The following is a 19,841-nucleotide window of genomic DNA, read 5'->3' as shown; positions in this document are numbered from 1 at the left end:
ACGTTCGGTGTCGTCCCGGGCAAGCCTTCGACAGCGCGTCAGCGCTGGCGGAGGCGCCGACCCGGGACCCATAGCCACAGGCTGATGTTTGTTGCGGGATGGTCGTGACCAGCCGTCGTCACCCCCGCCGGTGGCTATGGGTCCCGCTCAAGGCCGGGACGACACCGGATGTGAGGAGACGGCTTCGGCTCCAGTACTACGCCGCGCTCTCCAGCAGCGCCTCTTCGGCTTCGGTCACCGCGGCAGGCGTGCCGACATGCATCCAGACGCCTTCGAGGCGCAGGCCGAACAGGCGGTCCTGCTCGTTGGCCTTGTCGAACATCTTGGTCAGTGAGAACTCGCCCGACGGTGCGCCGTCGAAGATTGAAGGCGAGATGATCGCCGCGCCGGCGTAGACGAACGGGACCACCTGATGCTCCCGGCGCTTGCGCAAGGTGCCGTCGGCGAGCATCGCGTAGTCGCCCTGGCCGGAATAGCCAATCGAGCTCGCCGTCGGCGCCATCAGCAGCATGATGTCCATGCGCTCGGGATCGAAGGCGTCGGCGAGGCGCGTCAGATTGTGGCGCACGCCCTCGATCCACATCGTGTCGGAGTTGACGTGGAAGAACGGCTCGTGCCCGAGCAGCGGCAGCGCCTTGACCACGCCGCCGCCGGTGCCGAGCACCTGCTCGCGCTCGTCGGAGATGATCACGCGCGGCGCGCTGCGCGTCGCGGTGTGCTCGATGATCTGGTCGGCCAAGTAGTGCACGTTGACGACGGCTTCGGTGACGCCGGCTTCGGCGAGGCGGTCGAGCACGTGGTCGAGCAGCGGGCGCCCGGCGACGCGCACCAGCGGCTTGGGCATCGTGTCCGTCAGCGGGCGCATGCGCAATCCGAGACCGGCGGCGAGGACCATGGCTTTGTGCGGGTGGACGGGCATCTCAGGGCATCTCGATCAAAGGTGGTATCTGCGAATCATACCACGCAAAAACATCTATCGTCTCGGTCGGTTGCGATAGCCTGACGCGATGACGAATATGCGACGGCCGCCCGCCGCCGTCGTGATGCAAGATGCCGCAGAGGTCCTTATGCCGCCGTCAGACCTCGGCGGCCGCGCGCTTGTTGGTTTTCTTCTTGCCGCCCTGTTTCAGGAAGGTGACGCCGATCTGGTCGCCGTTGACCCAGGCCAGCTCGCAGCGCCGGTAGGCCAGCCCGGTCGACGACAGCAGTAGGAAGAATTCCTTCAAATGCAGGCCCTCGACCGAGCCCTCGACGGTCAGCTTGGCGCCGGTCTCGGAGACGTCCTCGATGGTGCAGTTGCGCCGCCAGGTGCCGTCGATGCCCATCATGAAAGCCGGGATGCCGCGCTCGAAGACGACGCGCTCGCCCTTCATCCGCTCTGCCATCGCAACCTCCATTGCCGCGCGGCGTCGGTGGTGCCGCTGGCCGCAAGGTAAGCGGGGATGGCTAAGAACCGGTAAAGCTACGGGGGTGGTGACGTGGCGGGCGACGATCCAACCTGGAGAAAAAAGAAAGGGGCCCCAGCTTGCGCTGGAGCCCCTCAACGGTCAGGGCATTGCCGGGTATCTGCCCGAACCGAAGTTGCGGACTTGGCCCGGTGGGGCCAAGTCCCGGGAGAACTCAGTAGTTGTAGGCGCGCTCGCCGTGGTCGGTGATATCCAGACCCTCGCGCTCCTGCTCGACGGTCGGACGCAGGCCGATGATCACGTCGACGACCTTGTAGAGGATCGCCGAGCCGACACCCGACCACACCAGCGTGGCGAGGACAGCCTTGATCTGAGCCAGCATCTGCGTGCCGAACTCGTAGGTGCCCGCGTTGTTGCCGGTGATGTTGGTGTAGTCGGTGATGCCGACGCCGCCGAGAGCCGGGTTGACCAGGATGCCGGTGGCCAGCGCGCCGATGATGCCGCCGATGCAGTGCACGCCGAACACGTCCAGAGCGTCGTCATAGCCCAGCGCGTTCTTCACGGTGGAGACGAAGAACAGGCAGACCGGCGAGACGATCAGACCGAGCACCAGCGCGCCGATCGGGCCGGCATAGCCGGAGGCCGGGGTGACGGCGACGAGGCCGGCGACCGCACCCGAGCAGATGCCGAGCAGCGAGGGCTTGCCCTTGACGGCCCATTCGCACAGCAGCCAGGACAGCGCCGCACCGGCGGTGGCGACCATCGTGTTGACGAAGGCCAGCGCGGTGACGCCGTTCGATTCCAGGTTGGAGCCGGCGTTGAAGCCGAACCAGCCGACCCACAGCAGCGCAGCGCCGATCATGGTCATGGTCAGCGAGTGCGGAGCCATCAGCTCCTTGCCGTAGCCGGTGCGCTTGCCGACCAGCACGGCGCCGACGAGGCCCGCGATGCCAGCGTTGATGTGCACCACGGTGCCGCCGGCGAAGTCCAGCGCGCCCGCCTGGAACAGCCAGCCGGCATTGCTGGTGACTTCGTCGAGCTTGGCCTGAGCGGCGGTCTTGGCGGCAGCGTCGGTCGCGGCAGCGAGAGCCTTGGCGGCGGCAGCGATGTCATCCGGCGCCGGCACGTACCAGACCCAATGCGCGATCGGGAAGTAGATGAAGGTCACCCACAGCAGCACGAACAGCATCACGGCCGAGAACTTGATGCGCTCGGCGAAGGCGCCGACGATCAGGGCCGGGGTGATCATCGCGAAGGTCATCTGGAACACGAAGTAGGCGAGCTCCGGGATCACGACGCCGTTCGAGAACGTCGCGGCCGTGGAGTTCGCATCGACACCGTGCAGGAAGGCCTTGGCAAAGCCGCCGACATATTTGGTCATGCTGCCGCCGTCGGTGAAGGCGAGCGAGTAGCCGTAGAGCGTCCAGACCACGCCGACCATGGCGACGATCGCGAACACCTGAGTCAGGATAGAGGCCATGTTCTTGGTGCGGACGAGACCGCCATAGAACAGCGCCAGGCCGGGGACGGACATCATCAGGACGAGCGCGCTGGAGATCAGCATCCAGGCGACGTCGCCCTTGTTCGGAACGGGGGCGGCTGCGGCAGCGGCGGCCGGCGCGTCCTCGGCGAACGCGACATCGGCGAGGCCTGCGACGCAGAGCCCGGCAATTGCGAGCGTAACCCATCCCGCGCTGGTTGGACGTTTGAACGTCATTTTATTCTACTCCGTAAGTGTTCTGGTTTGAGCGCGAAATCAGAGAGCCGCAGCGTCCGCTTCGCCGGTGCGGATGCGCACGGCGTGGTCGAGGCTGATGACGAAGATCTTGCCGTCGCCGATCTGGCCGGTCTTGGCGGCGGAGGAGATCGCATCGATGGTCTTGTCGACCTGGTCCGAGGGGATCGCGACCTCGATCTTGATCTTGGGCAGGAAGCTCACCGCATATTCGGCGCCGCGGTAGATCTCCGTATGGCCTTTCTGCCGGCCGTACCCCTTCACTTCGGTCACCGTGAGACCATGAACGCCGATGGCGGTCAGGGCGTCCCGGACTTCTTCGAGCTTGAATGGCTTAATGATCGCCATAACAATTTTCATGGGTCCTATCCCCGCTTGGGCCCGGCACGGACGTTACCGAGCGCTGCTTGTCGACTGAGGTTCACCACGCGGAGAGAGCTTCACGACGCGGGCACAGCCGGGGCCCATAGAATCAAATGCCGTGCCAGACGGCTGGTCACGGCTAACGAGCCGTGAATCCTGGCCTTTTCAGCCTTCAGGGGGGTGCGGGAGGACTGCGCTATTCGGTCGCGCCCATCAAATGGGCATTCCTGCGCAAAAACTGCGCAGGTCAGGCTCAAGACACAATGCTGCTCACTGAGCGGGCAGTTTTCTCCGGCTCAGAACGGATCAGATGCCGCCAATTACTGCAGGGCTTCGCCGTGCTGGGAGATATCGAGGCCCTCGAGTTCCTGCTCGCGGGACACCCGCAGCGGCACGAAGGCGCTGACCAGCTTCAGGAGGCCCCAGGTCACGCCGCCCGACCACACCAGGGTGACGGCCACGCCGTAGAGCTGCGACAGCAACTGCTTGGGGTTGCCCTCGATGAGCCCGGCCGTGCCGCCGATCGCTGCCGTGGCGAACACGCCGGCCAGCACGGTGCCGGTGAGGCCGCCGATGCCGTGAACGCCGAACACGTCGAGCGAGTCGTCATAGTTGAATCGGTGCTTCAGCGAGGTGCAGGCCCAGTAGCAGATGATGCCTGCGAGCGCGCCGATCACGAGACCGTGCCAGGGCGCGACGTAGCCGGAGGCCGGGGTGATGGTGCCGAGGCCCGCGACTGCGCCGGAGATCATGCCGAGCACCGACGGCTTGCGCCGGGTCGACCATTCCAGCGCGCCCCAGGTGATCGCGCCGGCGCAGGCGGCGAGATGCGTGGTGAGGATCGCCATCACGGCGTGCGCATTGGCCCCCAGCGCCGAGCCGCCATTGAAGCCGAACCAGCCGACCCACAGCAGGCCGGTGCCGACCACGGCCAGCGACAGGTCGAACGGCGACAGGTTCTCGCTGCCATAGCCATGACGCCGCCCCATCACCAGCGCAGCCACCAGCCCGCCGGTGCCGGCCGAGAGATGCACGACCAGGCCGCCGGCGAAATCGACCACGCCGGCCTGGGCGAGGAAGCCGCCGCCCCAGATCCAATGCGCCAGCGGCAGATAGACGAAGATGAACCAGGCGACGCCGAACACGAGATACGCCGAGAAGCGCATGCGATCGGCGACGGAGCCCGCCACCAGCGCCACCGTGATGATGGCGAACGTCATCTGGTACAGCATGAACAGCGCTTCCGGGATCGTCTTGGCGCCGGGATGCACGCTGTCCATGCCCATGCCGGCAAGGAAGGCGCGGTCGAGCGTGCCGATCCATGCGCCGTCGCCGACGAAGGCGAGCGAATAGCCGAACGCGACCCACAGGATCGAGATCAGCATCACCGCCGCAAGGCTCTGCGCCATCGTCGCCAGCACGTTCTTCTTGCGCACCATGCCCGAGTAGAACAGCGCCAGACCCGGGATCGTCATCATCAGCACCAGTGCGGTGGCGACGATCATCCAGGCGGTGTCGGCGGCCTCGATCGTGGAGGGCGCGGCGGCCCAGGCCGGCGTGGTGAAGATGATGGCCGCGGCCAAGGCCACAGGCGCGCGCAGGCAACGAGACACAAAGGTCCCCATGACAGTCCCCCCGGCATGTCGGATCAGATTGAGAGTTGTCGTGCCGCCGCGCCGTTGCGGCGGACGGACCGCGGTCTCGACGACCTACAGCGCGTCGCTGTCAGTCTCGCCGGTACGGATGCGGCGGGCGTGATCGATCGGCGTCACGAAGATCTTGCCGTCGCCGATCTGGCCGGTGCGCGCATGCGTGGTGATCACCTCGACCGCCTTGTCGGCGATATCCGTGTTGACCGCGATCTCGATGCGCAGCTTGGGCAGGAAGTTCACGATGTATTCGGCGCCGCGATAGATCTCGGTGTGGCCCTTCTGGCGGCCGTAGCCCTTGACCTCGGTCACGGTCATGCCGTGGACGCCGATCGCGGTGAGGGCCTGGCGCACCTCGTCGAGCTTGAAGGGTTTGATGATCGCGACGACGAGCTTCATGGGCGGGCCTTGGGTTCCTCGGAGCTGAACAGCCTGTTTCGCAGGCAGCAATGGGGCGGCTGTTTTGGCCTGTTCATAGGCAAATGGCACAAAATCAGCGCAGCGTTAAGTGAAAACGTCAAGGAGTGACGGATATCACTGAACGCATTCAGCGCTCGCACGACAGACTGAGGACGTTTTTCTGTCTCCTCCCCTTCAAGGATATCCTATGTCGAATCGCTCCTGGTATTACGCAGCCCAAGGCCAGCAACAGGGCCCCATCTCCGAGGACGAGCTGCGCGACCTGATCGCCAGGGGCGTGGTCACGGCCGAGACGCTGCTGTGGAGCGACGGCATGGCCGGCTGGGAGCAGGCGGGGCGCATTCCCGGGCTGATGTCGGGGGTGCCGAGCATGCCGCCGGGAGCGCCGCCCGCGTACAACATGGGCGCCGCCGCGCCGGCCGGCGCGCTCGCAGTCAAGCTCGACACCTGGGGCTTTTTCGGCCGGACCTTGCTGTACGTGTTCGGCCAGTTCCTGGTCGTCGTGACGCCGTGGACCGCGGTCTATCTGTACCGTTACGTCGTCGAGCGCATGCAGGTGCCCGGCCGGCCGAATCTCGGCTTCTCCGGCCAGCCGCTGGACATCTGGTACGTCTTCATCGCGATGGGCGTGCTGACCTATCTCGGCTTCAGCAGCAGCCTCATCATCAGCCTGATCTCGACCATCGCTCCCGCCTTCCTCGGCTGGATGGTGCTGCGCTGGGTCTTCACCAAGCTGACCTCGAATGGCGAGCCGCTGCCGGTGCGGTTCGAGGGCAACCCGCTCGCTTATGTCGGCTGGTACCTGCTGCTGCTCGTTTCCTGCATCAGCATCATCGGCTGGGCCTGGGTGCTGACGGCGTGGATGCGCTGGATCTGCCGCAACGTCCAGGGATCGCGCCGCGAGCTGGTGTTCACCGCGTCCGGTCTGGAGATGCTGTGGCGCACGCTCGCAGTCTCGATCGCCTCGATGTTCATCATCCCGATCCCGTGGCTGCTGCGCTGGTACAGCGCCTGGTACGTGTCGCAGTTTGCGCTGGTGCCGCGCGGGTCGCAGCCGGTTTGATGGGCTTAGTTAGGCCCGGCGCTCGCGGATCGATCCCTCCTGCGCGACGGAGGCGACCAGCGTGCCGTCGGGCTTGAAGATCGAGCCGCGGGTCAGCCCGCGGCCACCCTGCGCGCTCGGCGAGTCCTGCGCATAGAGCAGCCATTCGTCGGCGCGGAACGGCCGGTGAAACCACATCGCGTGATCGAGCGAGGCCGGCATCATGCGCTTGTCGAACAAGGTGCGGCCGTAGCGCGCCATGACGGCGTCGAGCAGCGAGAAGTCGGACGCATAGGCCAGCGCGCACATGTGCAGCGCCGGATCGTCCGGCAGCTTCGCCGCCGTCTTGATCCAGACGTGGATGCGGCCGTCCTCGATCTTCTCACCGAAATAACGGCTGAGCTCGACCGGGCGCAATTCGATCGGCCGGTCGGATTCATAGTAGCGGCGGATGAAGTCCGGCATCCGCTGGAAGACCTCCTGAAACATCGGCTGCTTGGAGATCTCCTCGGCCGTCAGCTTCTCCGGCGGCGGCACGTCCGGCATCCTGTCCTGATGGTTGAACGCGCTCTCCTCGTCAGAGTGGAACGAGACCATGATCGAGAAGATCGCATTGCCGTGCTGGATCGCGGTGACGCGGCGCGTCGCATAGCTCTTGCCGTCGCGCAGGCGCTCGACCTGGTAGATGATCGGCACCTGCGGATCGCCCGGCAGGATGAAATAGCAGTGCAGCGAATGCGGCAGCCGGCCTTCGACGGTACGGCACGCCGCCATCATCGCCTGGCCGATCACCTGGCCGCCGAACACCCGCTGCCAGCTGGTCTTCGGGCTGTTGCCGCGGAACAGGTTCACCTCGATCGGCTCCAGATCGAGGATCGAGATCAGGTCGATCAGTCCCTTGGACATGGCGTGGTGCTTTCGCTGGCGTTGCGGTCCAATCCGGTCCCCGCTCCGTTATGGAGGGATCAGGCATCCGGAATTGACGGCTTCGGGGCGCAGCCGTTGGTTCACGGCCCTGTTTCGCCCAGCTATACTCCACCCGCAAGAGTAACCGTGAGCAGAGTGGCATGACGACACAGCGAAGCATTGTCATTTGTGGCGGGGCCTTTGCCGGCCTGGCGCTGGCGCTGGCGCTGCGGCAGGGCCTCGGTGCCGAGGTGCCGGTGGTCGTGGCCGATCCGGCGCTCGCCAACCGGCCGAGCCGCGATCCCCGGGCGTCTGCCATCGTCGCCGCCTGCCGCAAGCTGTTCGACGCGATCGGCGTCTGGGCCGACGTCGCGCCGGAGGCGCAGCCGATCCTCGACATGGTCATCACCGATTCCAAGCTCGAGGACGCGACACGCCCGGCATTCCTGACCTTCGCCGGACAGGTCGAGGCCGGCGAGCCGTTCGCGCACATGGTCGAGAACCGGCTGCTGATCGACGCGCTGGTCAAGCATGCCGAAGCCGCCGGCGTCGAGCTGAAGGCGGCGCCGGTGACGAGCTTCAAGACGCGGACGGACGCCGTCACGGTGACGCTCGGCGACGGCAGCGAGGTCGAGGCCAGCCTGCTCGTGGCGGCCGACGGCGCGCGCTCCAAGCTGCGCGAGCGCGCCGGGATCCAGACCCACGGCTGGGACTATGACCAGTCCGGCATCGTCGTGACCGTCGGCCACGAGCGTGATCACAATGGCCGCGCCGAGGAGCATTTCCTGCCGCCCGGACCGTTCGCGATCCTGCCGCTGACCGGCAAGCGCTCGTCGCTGGTGTGGACCGAGCGGCGCCGGGAGGCGAAGCGCCTGGTCGAGCTCAGCGCCGATGAATTCCATGCCGAGCTGGAGAGGCGTGCCGGCCTGCATCTCGGCGAGCTCAAGGTGCTGGATCAGCCCCGTGCGTTTCCGCTGTCCTATTTCGTCGCCCGCTCGTTCATCGCGCCGCGGCTGGCGCTGGTCGGCGACGCCGCGCATGTGATCCATCCGATCGCGGGGCAGGGCCTCAACATGGGGCTGAAGGACGTCGCGGCGCTGGCCGAGGTCGTGGTCGACGCGGCGCGCATGGGCATCGATCCCGGGCAGCTCGACGTGCTCGAGAGCTATCAGCGCTGGCGCCGCTTCGACACGATGGCGATGGGCGTTGCCACCAACTCGCTGAACTTCCTGTTCTCCAACAAGTCGACCTTGCTGCGCACGGTGCGCGACATCGGCCTCGGCCTCGTCGATCGCGCGCCGCCGTTGAAGGAGCTGTTCATCAAGCAGGCCGCGGGCCTGACCGGCCAGATGCCGCGGCTCTTGAAAGGCGAGGCTCTCTAACGCGGGCCTGCGGCCGAAATGAAGCCGGCGACGGCCTCGATCATGTCGGGATCGAGCGGTCGATCCGGATCGTTGTAGGTCGACAGGTTCTCGTCCTCATTGGCGACGTCGACCAGGACGTGGTTCATCTCCGGCAGCCACAGCGTCTTTGCGGCCGGGGCGGCAGCCGCGAGCGCGACCATGTCGAGGCGGGCGACCTGGGAATCTCGCCCGCCGCCCACGATGAGGATCGGGATCACGATCTGCTTCAGGGGATCGATCGGATCTTCCGCGAAGGCGGAGCCGATGCCGGGCTGCATGCTCGGCGCGATCGGCAGCTCCGGCGGCGGAGGGTCGACCACCTGGCCCGCCATGATCGCGTCGATCGCCTTGGCGACCGGCTCCATCTTCGCGGCCGGCAGCTTCCTCTCGAGCTGCGTCTTGAGCAGGTCACCTTGCCGCCGCGCCGACGTCGCGAGCAGGACGAGCCGGTCCACCGGCGTGCGGCGGGCGGTGAGGATGGCGACGAGGCCGCCCTCGCTGTGCCCGACCAGCACGATGCGGGCGAACTTGCCGCGCAGGTAGTCGACCAGCGATGCGCTGTCGTCGACATAGTCCTTGAAGCGAAAATCCTCCGGCTTGCCGAACTCCGCCTTCCAGCCGCGCGCGCCGCGCTTGTCGTAGCGCAGGCTGGCAACGCCGCGGGCGGCGAGCTGCTCGGCCAGCTTCCTCAGGGTCGCGGGCTTCAGCTGCGGCCCGTTGCCATCCCGGTCCGTCGACCCGGAGCCGGCGATCAGCAGCGCGACCGGCGGCCGCTCGACTCCCGGAGGCGTCGTCAGCACCGCATCGAGGGCCCCGACACGGACGGCGCTCTCCTCGGCGCGTCCCAGAGAGGGGAGCAAGGCCAGCGCCAGCGCGCAGCAGATGGCGACGGCCCGCATCGGTCAGTCGATCTTCCGGGCTTCCTCAGGAAGCATGATCGGGATGCCGTCGCGGATCGGATAAGCGAGCTTGGCCGAGCGCGACACCAGCTCCTGCTTGGCGGCGTCATACTCCAGCGGACCCTTGGTCATCGGGCAGACCAGGATTTCGAGCAGCTTGGGATCGACGGAATTGGCGGGGCGTTCGAGCGGGGCGTTCATGGCAGGGTCTCCGGCGGGCGCTCTGTAGCATATTCGCGACGGCGCTGTCCTCACTCAAGGCGCGTGCAGCGCGATCCGGATCAGCTCATCGCTGACCGCAATCGGCGTGTTCGGCCTCGCGGCGCTCGGCAACGCCTCGGCGACACGCGCGCGTCATTTCGGCTGGATCCTGGTCGCCGGCGTAGTTGCGATGGCTGCCGCGGGTGACTGAGCCGCGAGCTTGCGGTTCATGGCGCAAAAGCGCCGGCAGCTTGGCGGGGCGGCGGCGTGCAACGCGTCGCCATGTCTCCGTAGAGTTCGGCCGCACTCCGCGCACGCCGATGCCACTGCCGCGACATATTCAGAAAGAATGGTTCCAACTTAGAAGGAGTCTCTTTGCAGACCCGGCGGCGGGCCGCTTAGCTGTTCGTCGTCGCGAACGGGTACCGCGCCGTCCCCTCGATGCGGTCGTGTACCAGTTCTCCGATTTGCTTGGCTGAATACGAGAGGACTGATCGATGTTGGTCGACGTTGTGCGAAGGTTGGTCGTTGCGGGCGGATGTCTCGGCATGGCGCTGCTGGCGACGCAAGTGCAGGCTGAGGGGCCGAACGAGATCTGCCTCACTTATGCGAATGGCCAGTTCGAGCCCAAGGAGCCGACGGTCCCCGCCGATGCGCCGCTGACCATCCGCGTCAAGAACATGGAAAGCAAGGCGATCGAGTTCGAGAGCGAGACGCTGAAGATCGAGAAGGTGATCGCGGCCAACAGCGAGGCTGTCCTCAACGTCCGTGCGATGAAGTCCGGTCGCTATGAGTTCTACAACGACTTCAACGAAAAGGCCCGCGGCTTCGTCAACGTACAATAGGTAAAGCTGTCATGCTCGCCGCACTGATCATCGTCTTCCGCGAAGTGTTCGAGGCCGGTCTGATCGTCGGCATCGTTCTGGCCGTCACCAGCGCGGTGCCGCATCGGTTGCGCTGGATCGGCGCAGGCCTGTTCGCCGGTCTCATCGGAGCCTGTGCGGTGGCAGCCTTCGCCGGCACGCTGACGCAATTGTTCGAGGGCATGGGACAGGAAGTGTTCAATGCCGCCATCCTGTCCACCGCGGTGATCATGCTGACCTGGCACAATGTCTGGATGGCACGGCACGGCCGTGAAATGGCCAATGAGATGCGAACGATGGGCGAGGCCGTTGCCGAGGGCGCCAAGCCGCTGGTTGCGCTCGCCACGGTGATCGCAATCGCGGTGCTACGCGAGGGCAGCGAGGTGGCGCTGTTCCTGTATGGGGTGGCGGCCTCCGACGAGGGCGGTGGCCGCGCGCTGCTCGGCGGCGGCATGCTCGGCCTGCTGCTCGGCGTGGCCGTCTGCCTTGCGACCTATCTCGGCTTGATGCGGATTCCGCCGCGCGCGTTGTTTCGGACGACGACGGTTCTGATCACCTTGCTGTCGGCCGGCATGGCCGCCCAGGCGGTGTTCTTCCTCGCCCGCGCCAACTGGCTGACCTCGTTCGATCAGGTGATGTGGGATTCGAGCGCAGTCCTGCCAGAGAAGGGTCTTGCGGGCCGGACGCTGAAGGCGCTGATCGGCTACACCGACCAGCCGACCGCGATGCAGCTCGCGGTCTATGTCGGGGTTATCGTCGCGACCGTTGCGCTGATGCGCCTGACCGCAGCGCCGCCGGCGCCGCGGCGCACGGTCGCTGCGGAGTGATCATTGCAGCGGCGGATCGCCCGAGGTCCGCTTCTTGGCGAGATCCATCTCGGTGACGGCGACCAGAATCTCCGCGCGAGTCTTCAGGTCCGGCGCCTCGAGCATCGCCTGCTTTTCCGCCGGCCCGTAAGGCGACATCATCGCCAGCGCGTTGACCAGCGCCTCGTTCGGCGCCGCTTCGATGCCGGCCCAGTCGACCTTGAGATTGTTGGCCTTGAGGAAGTCGGTGAGCACGGCGAGCAATGCCTCGCGGTCAACAGCCTCCTCGCCCTTGCGGGCGGTGAAGTCGTCGACGAACGGAAAATAGTCGACCTTGCACTGACGATAGGGCGTCAGCACCGTCATCTCCTCGACCACCTTGAAGCGCGACACGCCGGTGAGCTCGAGGATGTAGCGGCCGTCGCCGGACTCGGCGAGCTGCGTGATTCGCCCGACGCAGCCGACCTTGAACAGCACCGGCCGCTCCTCGCTGGAGGAATGAGTCACATCAGGCTGGATCATTCCGATCAGCCGATGGCCGTCGCGGAAGGCGTCGTCGACCATCGCGAGATAGCGCGGCTCGAAGATGTTGAGCGGCATTTGGCCGCGCGGCAGCAGCAGCGCCCCCGCCAACGGGAACACCGGAACGATTTCCGGCAGCTCGGCAGGACCGCGATATTCGGCATTGATCGGCATGCGATACCTCGTGTCCGCTGAAGCGCCCGTGCTGCGCCTGGCTTGCGTTTACGAAAACAGGATCGTCGAGAGCCGCTTGCGGCCTTCGACGGTGGCCTCATCCGCACCGCCCCAGGCTTCGAAGAACTGCACGAGCTGCTTGCGCGCGCCGTCCTCGTTCCATTTGCGATCGCGCTTCACGATTTCGAGCAGGTGGTCGGTGGCTTCCTTCCGCTTGCCCGCCGCGTTCAGCGCAATCGCGAGGTCGAAACGCGCCTGATGGTCGAGCGGATTGGCGGCAACCGTCTGTTCCAGCTCACCGACCGGTCCGAGCGACTGCGCCTGCTCGGCGAGATCGATCGCGGCCTGCACCGCTGTCACGGCCGAATCGGTGCGCTTGGCTTCGGGCACCTGCGCCAGCGTCTCCTTGGCCTGCTCCACCGCGCCGGTTTCGAGATAGCATTTGGCGAGGCCGGCCAGCGCCGGGATGTTGGCGGCGTCGAACGACAGCACCTCGGCGTAGATCTGCGCAGCACCGGCCGGATCGCCCTCCGCCAGCACCGCTTCGGCCTCTTTGAGGATCTCGTTGATATCGGGCTCGCCGACGCCGGGAACGCCCTTGGTGATCTTCTCGATGAAAGCCGCGATCTGGCTCTCCGGCACCGCGCCCATGAAGCCGTCCGCGGGCCGGCCGCCGACGAAGGCGATCACGGCCGGGATCGACTGGATGCCCATCTGGCCGGGGATGGCCGGATGCTCATCGATGTTCATCTTGACCAGCTTGACCTTGCCCTTGGCGGCCTTGACGGCCTTCTCCAGGATCGGGGTCAGTTGCTTGCACGGGCCGCACCACGGTGCCCAGAAGTCGATGAGAACCGGCTGACGCTTCGATTCCTCGATCACGTCCTTCACGAAGCTCTGCGTCGTGGTGTCCTTGATCAGATCCGGCACCTGCGGCGCCGCTCCGTTGCCCTGCTCAACAATGGTCACGGGGTCCTCGTCCGAAAAATACTGGGATGGACAGCGGGCCTGGAACCAGCCGCCGCTGCGCCTCAATACACGGTTTCCGTCACTTTAAGTGGCGGCGGCCGAGGGAAATTTCAATCCGTTCAGCCTGCCGTGAGCCATCCGGCCGATTCGGACCGGTTTGGGCACCCTCGCACCCAAAATTGAAGCGCATCAGGGTACGAAACCTGTCGCAGACCTGTTGCATTCGTCCGCGGCATTTGGCATAGGTCTGCGCGTCGCCGGCGGCCACAGCGCCCGGGCGGCACGGATGCGGGTGTAGCTCAGTGGTAGAGCACGACCTTGCCAAGGTCGGGGTCGAGGGTTCGAACCCCTTCGCCCGCTCCAAACCTTCCGCTTCGAGGCTTTCCCCTTCAAAGGCTTGCCCCCTTCAAAGGCTTTCCCCTTCGAGGCTCTTCATTTCCCCGGCTGGTATTTGCCCCAGGCGGCGAAGGCATCCGCGAACACGCGGTCACCGCTCGGACCCTTGCCGATCGCGAGAATGCCGCGGCGCTGATTTGCGTACACGATCGGAATGTCGATCCACTCGCGGCGCATCAGCAGCTCCTCATTGCGCAGACGGTCCGCCTCCACCTCGGAGAAGCCGACCAGGAACGAGCCTTCCGTGATCTTGACGGCGAGCCCGGCCAATGGCGTGCCACGTGCCTTCTCCTCCGTCTTCATCAGCATTCCCGGCACGTTGCTGACGCCCGCGCCGATGAAGTCCGCCCCGGCACTGAAGGTGAGGTCGGCCACATGGCTCGCCGGCAGGCCCGGATCGTCGTTGCGGCGCAACTGCAGACTGACCTTCAGCTTGCGTTCGGGAATGTCGATGTCGGCCCGGATCACCGGCACCGGTCCTCCCACGGATTTGACCGAATCGAGCCGCCAGGTCACCGAGCCCTCATAGCGCTTGCCCTTCGGATCCGAGGCGTCCTCGTCATACAGCACCGCGAGGCCCGGGGTCCGTGCGTCCTGGGTGGCAGTCGCTGCGCGCGTGGCGGAAGGAGACGCGGGGGTCTCGCTGACGGTCGGACTCGCCGGCGCAGGCCGCCGCGTCGCAGCACCGGGCTGAGCGCCGCCGTCGATCTGGGTGAACATCACAAGCGGCTGCTGGGCGCCATTGGTCAGGCGCTCCACCGATTGCGCGGTTTGGCTGAAGACATCGACCAGCCGCCGATCCTGCTGCTGCAGCGCCTGGGCGAGCGCCGCCGAAAATGCGCTATGACCGTCTGACCCGCGCTGCCCGGTCGTGCCCGGCTGGGCGGCGAAGGCGATCAATGTGCGCGGGGGGACGCGCGGTTGGGAAAGCCCGGCGGTGAGGCCCGCGATGCCGCGCGCCTCGAACGGGTTGGCGCGGAAGGCATCGAGGATCACCAACGTTCTGCCGCCGGCTCGATCCTTCGAGCTCGCGCAGCACCGCATTGAGGTCGCGCAGCTCGGTCGCAAGCTCCGGGGCCCTTGTCGGCGCGGCATCGACTGGGACGAGATAGCCGGCGCCGTTCAGATTGAGTCCGTAGCCGGCGTAGTAGATCAGCGCGACGTCGGCATCGGCGATGCGGCCCTTGAACTCCGCGAGCGCCCGGTCGAAGCCTTGCTTGGTCACGTCGATTTGCGCAGCGCCGCCACTCAAGGTGAAGCCGAGCCGGGTCAGCGTGTCCGCCAGCAGCCGCGCGTCGGCGGCAGGCTCGTCCAGCAGCGGCGCGCGCTCATGGATGGAGTTGCCGATCACCAGCGCCACGCGCTTGTCGGCTGCGGCCGGTCCTGTCCCCGCGAGGAGCGTGACAGCGAACACGACAAACAATAGCTGCCCAACTCGGCGGCTCACCCCACGCATGCCCACGATCTCCTGCCACACGGTTTGCACGTTCGCGCGATGATTTTACCGCAACTCGAACAAAACCGGAACAAGAATTGTGGGCGGTGACGCGAAATTACCGGGCGTCTAGACGACCACCGGCGTCCGCACCCGGCCGGCATCGCCGAACACGCGCAGATAGCGCGCGATCTCGGCGGGGTCGCCGGTCGCCTTTTCCGGGTTGTCGGACAGCTTGACCGCGGGGCGGCCGTCGACCGAGGTCACCTTGCAGACCAGCGAGATCGGGTCGAGATCGACCGAGCCGTCCGGCGAGCAGCCGACGAAGTCGTTGGTCAAATTGGTGCCCCAGCCGAACGACAGCCGCACCTGGTCGGAGAAGCGCCGGTGGATCTGCTCGATCGACTCGACATCCATGGCGTCGGAGAACACCAGCAGCTTCTGCTTGGGATCACGCCCCTTGGACTTCCACCAGGCGATGATCTCCTCGCCGGCCTGGATCGGGGGCGCGCTATCTGGGCGGAAGCCGGTCCATTCGGCGACCCAGTCCGGCGCGTCGCGCAGGAAGGCCTTGGTGCCGAACGCGTCGGGCAGGGCGATCAGCAGGTTTCCGGCATAGGTCTGCCGCCACTGGTCGAGAATGCGGTAGGGCGCGAAGCGCAGATCGTCATCGTTCTTGGCGAGCGCCGCGGCGACCATCGGCAGCTCGTGGGCGTTGGTGCCGATCGCTTCGAGGTCGTTGTCCATCGCCAGCAGCACGTTCGAGGTGCCGGTGAATGACGGGCCCAGCCCTTCCTTCACGGCCTCGACGCACCAGCGCTGCCACAGGAAGCCATGGCGCCGGCGGGTGCCGAAGTCGGACAGCCGCAGGCCCTCGATCTTGCGCAGCCGCTCCACCTTGGCCCACAGCTTGGCCTTGGCGCGGGCGAACAGCACGTCGAGCGCAAACCGGCCCTGGCCCTTCATGGCCTGGCGCGAGCGCAGCTCGTTGACGATGGCGAGCGCCGGAATCTCCCACATCGTGGTGTGGGTCCATGGCCCGTGGAAATGCAGCTCATACTGGCCGTCGGCCTTATGCAGCTCGTAGTCGGGCAGCCGGAAATTGGCGAGCCAGTTCATGAAGTCCGGCGAGAACATGTGGGTCTTGCCGTAGAAGGTATTGCCGGCCAGCCAGATCAGCTCCTTCTTGGTGAAGCGGATGGTGCGGGCATGGTCGAGCTGGGCACGCAGCTCGCCTTCGTCGATGACGTCGGCGAGGCGTACGCGCTTGGTGCGGTTGATCACCGAGAAGGTCACCTGCTGATTCGGGTAGAACTCCCGAATCATCTGCAGCATCAACAGCTTGTAGAAATCGGTGTCGAGCAGGCTGCGCACGATGGGATCGAGGCGCCAGCCGTGATTATAGGTTCTGCTCGCGATGTCTGTAACGGTCATGCGACGGTTTTACAGTGCTGCTCGGAAACCCGCCACTGGGCTTTGGCGCAGATGGCGGTTGCGGCGGAGTACTGCGCGGCGCGTTAGGGGCGAGCGAGCGTCGGCAGGCCGGGATCGAAGTCCAGGGTGGCCTCGATCCATTTCGCGACGCGCAAGGTGTGGAGGTCGTTGCGATAGGGGCCGGCGACCTGGATGCCGAGCGGCAGGCCATTCTTGCCAAAGCCTGCGGGCAGTGCGACCGCGGGCGCGCCGACGAAGGTCCAGGGCGCGCAATATTCGGCATCACCGGTCCAGTCGAGGCCGCGCGGCGCTTCGCCGAACGCCGGCAAGGTGAGCACGGCATCGAAGCCGTCGAGCTCGGCGGCCAGCGCTTTCTGTCGCTCGGCCTGTGCGGCCTTGGCGGCGAGATAGTCCATGGCGGACTTGGTGCGGCCGCTCTCGACGTGACCTTTCATCACGTCGCTGACGCGATCGGGAAAGCGGGCGATCAGACCGGAGAAGATCGTCGTCGCCTCGCTGAGCATGATGGTGTTGATCGCATCCCAGTTGGCCGTGTCGAGCTCGGTGAGCGCGACCTCCTCGACCACCGCGCCGGCGCCGCGCAGCCTGTCGATGACGGACTCGAACACCGCCTTCTGCTCAGGCTCCGCCCGCTCCCATTTGGCGAAGCGCACCACCGCGAGCCGCGGCCTGGCGAGCGGCGTGAGACCGTGCGCGATATCGACCGTGAACGCCGGCAGTGGACGGCCGTGGAGATCATCCGCGCTTGCCCCCGCCAGCAGCGACAGCGCGAGAGCGACGTCATCGACGCGACGGGCGAAGAAGCCGACATGATCGAGCGATGGGCTGAGCGGATGCACGCCGGTGCGCGGGATCGCGCCGAAGCTCGGCTTGAAGCCGACGACGCCGTTGAAGGCCGCGGGCCGGATCACCGAGCCGAGCGTCTGTGTCCCCAGTGCCAGCGGGACGAGCCCTGCGGCAACGGCCGCCGCCGAGCCGGACGAGGAGCCGCCAGGCGTGTGCGCGGGGTTCCAGGGATTGACCGTCGGCCCCGGATGGCGCCAGGCGAATTCCGTCGAGACCGTCTTGCCGAAGATGGTCGCGCCGAGATCGCGCAGCCGCGCCACCACCCAGGCGTCGGCGGCCGGCACGTGATCCCTGTAGATCGCCGAGCCGTTGGTGGTCGGCATGTCCGAGGTCGCGATGATGTCCTTGATGCCGACGGGAATTCCGCCGAGCGGACCGCTCTTGGCCGCGACGTCGCGCGGCAGATAGTCGAACGCCTTCAACTGCGGCTCGATCCGCTGTGTCCGCTTCAGACAATCTTCACCATAGGCCGAGGCCGCAGCCGGGTCGGCGGCGAACTGGCGCAGCAGCTCGAGAACGCCTGCACCCGCCTTCGGCGTCTGAAGTTCAGATGGTCGCGACATCGGGGATCCCATTCGGCACGAGTCTTGGAGGCGCCGGCACGGCCTGCGCCTGCCGCACCCTAGCGACTGACGGTGCGCACGCCAATCGCGCCCGCGATCGATGCGTATGAACGCAGCGCATGGCCATTCTTTCCGCTGCGTCGCGACGATCGTCGGTGCGTCGCAAGTGCGCGCTCAGCAAATAAGCAGGTGGCATGCGATGAGTGCCGAGGCGCGGCGTGAGCGTCACGCAAACTTCGCCGCAATCCGCTTCTCACCCGCTCAGGATGTGCTACCATTTTCGCGTCGTCGACTGACGTGGCGACCAACGAACGTCTGCAAACACGTTCCGATAATGAGATGCGGCCAAACGAGCCGCTCATGGGAGTGAAGCGATGGCTTTTCACCGAAGCATTCACCGAAGGATTCTTGCGCTTGCAACAATCAGTCTTCTCGCCGGCACAAGCATTGCCGGCGCGCAGCAGCAATCCGACCAGGGCAAGGGCCTGAAGAAATACGAATCCGGCACCAAGGAATTCTGGACGCATCCGCCGGATGACTGGTTCCTTGGCGACGAGACCGAGGCACAGAAGGGCCTCGCACCACCATCGGGACCGCCGACCGGCGCCTCCGACGCCGAGCTCGCCAAGATCGTCAAGCAGGTGAAGCTGCCTGATGGTTTCAAGATGGAGGTCTGGGCCTCCGGCGTGCTCGCCGCGCGGCAGATGGCGTGGGGCGACAAGGGCACCTTGTTCGTCGGCTCGTTCGGTCTCGGCAACGTCTATGCGATCACCGACAAGGGCGGCAAGCGCGAGGTCAAGACGGTCCTCAAGGGCCTGAACATGCCGACCGGCCTCGCCTTCCAGGACGGCAATCTCTACGTGATCGCGGTCGACAAGCTGATCAAATATGAGAATGCCGAGGCCAATGTCGACAATCTCGGCCAGGGCAAAGTCGTCTATGACGATATGCCGTCCTATGCCGCGCATGGCTGGAAATACATCGCGGTCGACAAGGACGGCTGGTTCTATCTGCCGTTCGGCCCGCCCTTCAACATCGGCATCCCGCCGACCTCGGTGTCGCAGATCCGCCGCGTCGATCCGCGCACCGGCAATGCCGAAATCTATGCGCTCGGTGTGCGCAACAGCGTCGGCGGCGACGTCGATCCGCGCACGGGCCGTTATTGGTTCACCGAGAACGCGCGCGACTGGATCAGCGACGATCTGCCGAGCGACAAGCTCAACATGATCTCGAAGATCGGCGAGCATTTCGGCTATCCCTATTGTCACCAGGGTGACATGCCGGATCCGAAATTCGCGATGGGCCACAAATGCTCGGAGTTCACGCCGCCGGTGCTGAACCTCGGAGCACATGTCGCGCCGCTCGGCATGAAGTTCTACACCGGCGATCAGTTCCCCGCCGAGTACAAGAACAACATCCTGATCGCCGAGCACGGCTCGTGGAATCGCCACAAGTACCAGGGCGCGCGGATCATGCGCGTGATCGTCGGTCCGGATGGCAAGGATGCCAAGCAGGAGGTGTTCGCCTCCGGCTGGATCGAGGGCGACCAGGGCTATCTCGGCCGTCCCGACGACATCATCCTCGCCAAGGACGGCTCGATCCTGGTGGCCGACGACTGGGCCGGTGCGATCTATCGCATCAGCTACGAGAAGAAGTGAGCCTTTGACCAACGCGGGGCTGCGCGCCGCCATCATGGCGGCCGCAGCCCCAACTATTTTGCGTCACGCGCGTTGTCCGCCGATCAGTCCGCGACCGCGCAGGACGACGCTGCGGCGCATCAGCCGTGGT

The 19,841-nt window shown here is 66.0% G+C and carries 19 protein-coding genes, 1 tRNA gene and 1 pseudogene; 6 read left to right on the top strand and 15 right to left on the bottom strand.

What is annotated here, in order from left to right; all coding sequences use genetic code 11:
- Positions 1-196: 196 nt before the first annotated feature.
- The 6 genes from ACVILH_RS06730 to ACVILH_RS06705 form a co-directional block, all read right to left on the bottom strand.
- Positions 197-919, bottom strand: a complete 723-nt coding sequence (locus ACVILH_RS06730; RefSeq protein ID WP_456712197.1) for a nucleotidyltransferase family protein — start codon at positions 917-919, stop codon at positions 197-199.
- Positions 920-1,076: 157 nt separating this feature from the next.
- On the bottom strand, positions 1,077-1,385 hold the full coding sequence (locus ACVILH_RS06725; protein WP_456712196.1) for a PilZ domain-containing protein: 309 nt from the start codon (positions 1,383-1,385) through the stop codon (positions 1,077-1,079).
- Positions 1,386-1,620: 235 nt separating this feature from the next.
- A complete protein-coding gene (locus ACVILH_RS06720) occupies positions 1,621-3,123 on the bottom strand; it encodes an ammonium transporter (RefSeq protein ID WP_456712195.1) in 1,503 nt (500 codons plus the stop codon).
- A 39-nt stretch (positions 3,124-3,162) separates the two neighbouring features.
- Positions 3,163-3,501, bottom strand: a complete 339-nt coding sequence (locus ACVILH_RS06715) for a P-II family nitrogen regulator (RefSeq protein ID WP_006611147.1) — start codon at positions 3,499-3,501, stop codon at positions 3,163-3,165.
- 323 nt (positions 3,502-3,824) lie between these two features.
- The gene (locus ACVILH_RS06710) at positions 3,825-5,129 is read right to left on the bottom strand and encodes an ammonium transporter (RefSeq protein WP_456712194.1); all 1,305 of its coding nucleotides are present in this window, start codon (positions 5,127-5,129) and stop codon (positions 3,825-3,827) included.
- Between the two features lie 84 nt (positions 5,130-5,213).
- A complete protein-coding gene (locus ACVILH_RS06705) occupies positions 5,214-5,552 on the bottom strand; it encodes a P-II family nitrogen regulator (protein ID WP_456712193.1) in 339 nt (112 codons plus the stop codon).
- A 208-nt stretch (positions 5,553-5,760) separates the two neighbouring features.
- On the opposite strand from ACVILH_RS06705, the gene ACVILH_RS06700 reads away from it, so the two are divergent.
- Entirely contained in the window at positions 5,761-6,636 is an 876-nt protein-coding gene (locus ACVILH_RS06700; protein ID WP_456712192.1) for a DUF4339 domain-containing protein, read from the top strand.
- 9 nt (positions 6,637-6,645) lie between these two features.
- Here ACVILH_RS06700 and tesB read toward each other — a convergent pair whose 3' ends face one another.
- The gene (gene tesB / locus ACVILH_RS06695) at positions 6,646-7,521 is read right to left on the bottom strand and encodes an acyl-CoA thioesterase II (RefSeq protein WP_257167496.1); all 876 of its coding nucleotides are present in this window, start codon (positions 7,519-7,521) and stop codon (positions 6,646-6,648) included.
- 110 nt (positions 7,522-7,631) lie between these two features.
- Between tesB and ACVILH_RS06690 the strand changes: the two are divergent.
- Positions 7,632-8,903 (top strand): annotated as a pseudogene (locus ACVILH_RS06690) (ubiquinone biosynthesis hydroxylase); the annotation flags it as partial.
- On the opposite strand, the gene ACVILH_RS06685 reads toward ACVILH_RS06690, so the two are convergent.
- Both ACVILH_RS06685 and ACVILH_RS06680 read right to left on the bottom strand, forming a co-directional pair.
- The gene (locus ACVILH_RS06685; protein WP_456712191.1) at positions 8,900-9,823 is read right to left on the bottom strand and encodes an alpha/beta hydrolase; all 924 of its coding nucleotides are present in this window, start codon (positions 9,821-9,823) and stop codon (positions 8,900-8,902) included. The pseudogene ACVILH_RS06690 and the gene ACVILH_RS06685 overlap by 4 nt on opposite strands.
- 3 nt (positions 9,824-9,826) lie before the next feature.
- Positions 9,827-10,024 (bottom strand): Trm112 family protein, encoded by a 198-nt coding sequence (locus ACVILH_RS06680; RefSeq protein WP_006613415.1) that lies wholly within the window; start codon positions 10,022-10,024, stop codon positions 9,827-9,829.
- 497 nt (positions 10,025-10,521) lie between these two features.
- On the opposite strand from ACVILH_RS06680, the gene ACVILH_RS06675 reads away from it, so the two are divergent.
- The gene (locus ACVILH_RS06675) at positions 10,522-10,869 is read left to right on the top strand and encodes a cupredoxin domain-containing protein (protein WP_456712190.1); all 348 of its coding nucleotides are present in this window, start codon (positions 10,522-10,524) and stop codon (positions 10,867-10,869) included.
- A gap of 11 nt (positions 10,870-10,880) precedes the next feature.
- Positions 10,881-11,714, top strand: a complete 834-nt coding sequence (locus tag ACVILH_RS06670) for an FTR1 family iron permease (RefSeq protein ID WP_456712189.1) — start codon at positions 10,881-10,883, stop codon at positions 11,712-11,714.
- On the opposite strand, the gene ACVILH_RS06665 is transcribed toward ACVILH_RS06670, so the two are convergent.
- Both ACVILH_RS06665 and trxA read right to left on the bottom strand, forming a co-directional pair.
- Positions 11,715-12,389, bottom strand: a complete 675-nt coding sequence (locus tag ACVILH_RS06665) for an LON peptidase substrate-binding domain-containing protein (protein ID WP_456712188.1) — start codon at positions 12,387-12,389, stop codon at positions 11,715-11,717.
- A 48-nt stretch (positions 12,390-12,437) separates the two neighbouring features.
- Positions 12,438-13,358: a thioredoxin gene (gene trxA, locus ACVILH_RS06660; protein ID WP_456712187.1), complete on the bottom strand. Its 921-nt coding sequence runs from the start codon at positions 13,356-13,358 to the stop codon at positions 12,438-12,440.
- A 288-nt stretch (positions 13,359-13,646) separates the two neighbouring features.
- Between trxA and ACVILH_RS06655 the strand changes: the two genes are divergently transcribed.
- Positions 13,647-13,721, top strand: a tRNA-Gly gene (locus ACVILH_RS06655).
- 69 nt (positions 13,722-13,790) lie between these two features.
- Here the strand turns inward: ACVILH_RS06655 and ACVILH_RS06650 are convergent.
- The 4 genes from ACVILH_RS06650 to ACVILH_RS06635 form a co-directional block, all read right to left on the bottom strand.
- Positions 13,791-14,705 carry a caspase family protein gene (locus ACVILH_RS06650; RefSeq protein ID WP_456716890.1) on the bottom strand — a complete coding sequence of 305 codons (915 nt, stop codon included), beginning with the start codon at positions 14,703-14,705 and terminating at the stop codon, positions 13,791-13,793.
- Positions 14,596-15,231, bottom strand: a complete 636-nt coding sequence (locus ACVILH_RS06645) for a caspase family protein (protein ID WP_456712186.1) — start codon at positions 15,229-15,231, stop codon at positions 14,596-14,598. Before ACVILH_RS06645 ends, ACVILH_RS06650 begins: the two co-directional genes overlap by 110 nt.
- Before the next feature lie 87 nt (positions 15,232-15,318).
- Positions 15,319-16,623 (bottom strand): nicotinate phosphoribosyltransferase, encoded by a 1,305-nt coding sequence (gene pncB / locus ACVILH_RS06640; protein ID WP_456712185.1) that lies wholly within the window; start codon positions 16,621-16,623, stop codon positions 15,319-15,321.
- 83 nt (positions 16,624-16,706) lie between these two features.
- Positions 16,707-18,053, bottom strand: a complete 1,347-nt coding sequence (locus ACVILH_RS06635; protein WP_456712184.1) for an amidase — start codon at positions 18,051-18,053, stop codon at positions 16,707-16,709.
- Between the two features lie 374 nt (positions 18,054-18,427).
- On the opposite strand from ACVILH_RS06635, the gene ACVILH_RS06630 reads away from it, so the two are divergent.
- The gene (locus tag ACVILH_RS06630; protein WP_456712183.1) at positions 18,428-19,711 is read left to right on the top strand and encodes a PQQ-dependent sugar dehydrogenase; all 1,284 of its coding nucleotides are present in this window, start codon (positions 18,428-18,430) and stop codon (positions 19,709-19,711) included.
- Positions 19,712-19,841: the final 130 nt, after the last annotated feature.

This window comes from Bradyrhizobium sp. USDA 4353, assembly GCF_054063215.1.
This window is presented reverse-complemented; position numbering and strand designations above follow the sequence as displayed.